This window comes from Stieleria sp., assembly GCF_041595215.1.
Taxonomy (GTDB): Bacteria; Planctomycetota; Planctomycetia; order Pirellulales; family Pirellulaceae; genus Stieleria; species Stieleria magnilauensis.
Map to the genome: position 1 here is coordinate 1 of NZ_JBFHKV010001228.1, position 2,314 is coordinate 2,314.

The following is a 2,314-nucleotide window of genomic DNA, read 5'->3' on the forward strand; positions in this document are numbered from 1 at the left end:
AATGGCCAAATAGTCGATTTCCGAATCGGTCAAGTCCGTCGTTCGCTTTCCGAAGTGAAGGTTCAGCGGCACGCGGTCCCAGCTGAAACCGGGAACGGTAGCGACGGTAGCGGACGTTTCGGGGACCGGTTCCGTTGCGACGGTGATGGCCTGGGCCGAAACAACCAACATGGCGGCGAATAAACGGGCCGAGCGTTTCATCAGGTGGAGTCCATTATCGCGGAAGATCACAACGGTCGGACGACCGAGGTGCTGCGGTAGTAATCCATCAGCGTTTCGAACGACAGCACGCCGCCGCCCATTCCGCTCAGGTTCACACCGCCGTAGGGTACCCCGTGAGCAAACACGTTGTGGGCGTTGATCCAACTGTTGCCCGCGATCATCGACTCGGCAACGCGAGCGGCACGTGCCAAGTCAGACGTCCAGACGCTGTTGGCCAGTCCGTAGTGGGTGTGGTTGGCCATCTCGATCGCTTGGCTTTCGCTTTCAAACGGCGCCAGATAAGCGACCGGCCCAAAGATTTCTTCTTGGGCGGCGACGTTGTCGAGCGAACCGGCAAGCAGGGCCGGTTTGACGAAATGTCCGTCGTACCCTTCCACCTGGGCGGCACCACCGGGCAGCAGGCACTCTGCGCCTTCGGCTTGCCCCTTTTCCAGGTAGCTGAGCACGCGTTGGCGTTGTTTGGCGTTGACGACCGGTCCCATTTGCGTCTGGCCGTCGAGCTGGTAGCCGATTTTGACTTGGGAAAGTTGGTCCACGCATTGATTGACGAATTCGTCGTAGATGTCTTGGTGCACCAACCAACGTGTCGCGTCGCAGCAGACCTGTCCGGTGTGGAACGTGATCGCACCGGCCAGCTTTTGCGCCGTATCGGCGACATCGACGTCGTTGAAAATCACCGCGGCTCCCTTGCCGCCGAGTTCCAATTTGACGGGAACCAGGTTGCGTCCGCAGGCTTCGCCCACCAGCCGTCCGACTTCGGGCGAACCGGTGAAGGACATGCGTTTGATTTGGGTGTTGCCTGAAAGTGCCGACCCCACCGTGGCGCCTCCGCCGGTGACCACGTTGATCACGCCGTCGGGGATACCGACTTCTTTCGCCAATTCGGCCAGATAGATCGCCGACAAGGGCGTGTCTTCGGCGGGCTTGATCACGACGGTGTTACCGGCAGCCAGCGCGGGGGCGATTCCCCAGCCGATCAACAGGAACGGGAAATTCCAGGGAAAGATAAACGCGCAAACACCCCAGGGCTGACGCACCGTCCAAGCTTCGTGGGCTTTGACCGCCAACGTGGTGCGGGGATTCACATGCTGGGCCATGTCGGCGAAGTAGCGAATCGTGTCGGCAAAGTTTTGGACGTCGCCTTGAGCCTGTGACTGGACCTTGCCGGCGTCGAGCGATTCGATTTGGCCGATGATCGCTTTGTGCTTTTCGACCGCGTCGGCCAAGCGGTGCAGCAAAGCGGCGCGTTCGTTGACCGGCATCGTTGCCCACGACGATTGCTTGAACGCGGCATCGGCAACGCCGACCGCCTCGTCGACCTGCTCGGCAGTCAGCTCGACCACGTCGGCGAGTTTCTCGCCGGACCCCGGATCGGTCGTCGCGATGCTATTGTCATTTTCCGAACCCATCGTTTTGCCGCCGACGAAGCTGGCCAAACGCCCCCGTCCCAAAAACGCTTCGACTTCGGGAAGGAGTGAAGGTTTGATGGCGGTGCTCATGGAGGGCCTCTCGAAAAAAAGGGGGACGGTTGTGTAGGCGCGAGATCGGGCGATGAATGCCCGTTCGGTGCTGGTTCATTCCTAGTTTCAGTTTAGCAGGATGGCAGACAACGCGTTGTGTGACCTGTCAAAAACCGACGCGGCGCGATGGGAATTCGCGATCGTTCGCGGGCGCAGCGTCAACCCTTGCGCCCGCCTGGACGGGATCGTTGGCCTGGGGAATCTGCAAAAACAGATCCAACGGCAACGGTGGACAACTGAACTTCAGGGGAGTTGTAAGGGGCAAGTGCTTGACAATGCCGAGCCGGTAATCGACGATGCAGGACTTCGTGGCGGTCGGCTTCTACCTCTGTGTCGCAGTTGCCGTCTCCCTTTGTTGTCATTCACCTTCCGCTAGATCATTTGAACCGATCATGAAACGCACCCTCTCTCTCTCCTTGTTTGGTTTGTTGTTCGCTACTGCCATCTCGATCACCGGCTGCGGTGGCGGTGGGGAAGCGGAATTCACACCCACCGACGCGCAAACCGCGGAAGAAATTGCCGAGGAAGAAGCATACGACCAGGCAATGAACGCAGCCGCTCAAGAAACGGCT

General features: G+C 59.6%; 3 protein-coding genes. 1 reads left to right on the plus strand and 2 read right to left on the minus strand.

Annotated elements, in window-relative coordinates; translation table 11 throughout:
• Together ABX749_RS29920 and ABX749_RS29925 are read right to left on the minus strand one after the other, a co-directional pair.
• Positions 1-201 (minus strand): hypothetical protein (locus ABX749_RS29920; RefSeq protein WP_372899259.1); only part of this gene is annotated, 201 nt, incomplete at its 3' end.
• 26 nt (positions 202-227) lie between these two features.
• A complete protein-coding gene (locus ABX749_RS29925) occupies positions 228-1,721 on the minus strand; it encodes an aldehyde dehydrogenase family protein (RefSeq protein WP_372899260.1) in 1,494 nt (497 codons plus the stop codon).
• Between the two features lie 413 nt (positions 1,722-2,134).
• Here ABX749_RS29925 and ABX749_RS29930 point away from each other — a divergent pair.
• On the plus strand, positions 2,135-2,314 hold a 180-nt coding region (locus ABX749_RS29930), incomplete at its 3' end, for a hypothetical protein (protein WP_372899261.1).

Bases quoted from the DNA above. Each gene is read 5' to 3' on its own strand.
- ABX749_RS29925 (WP_372899260.1), bottom strand. From the start codon at position 1,721: ATGAGCACCGCCATCAAACCTTCACTCCTTCCCGAAGTCGAAGCGTTT.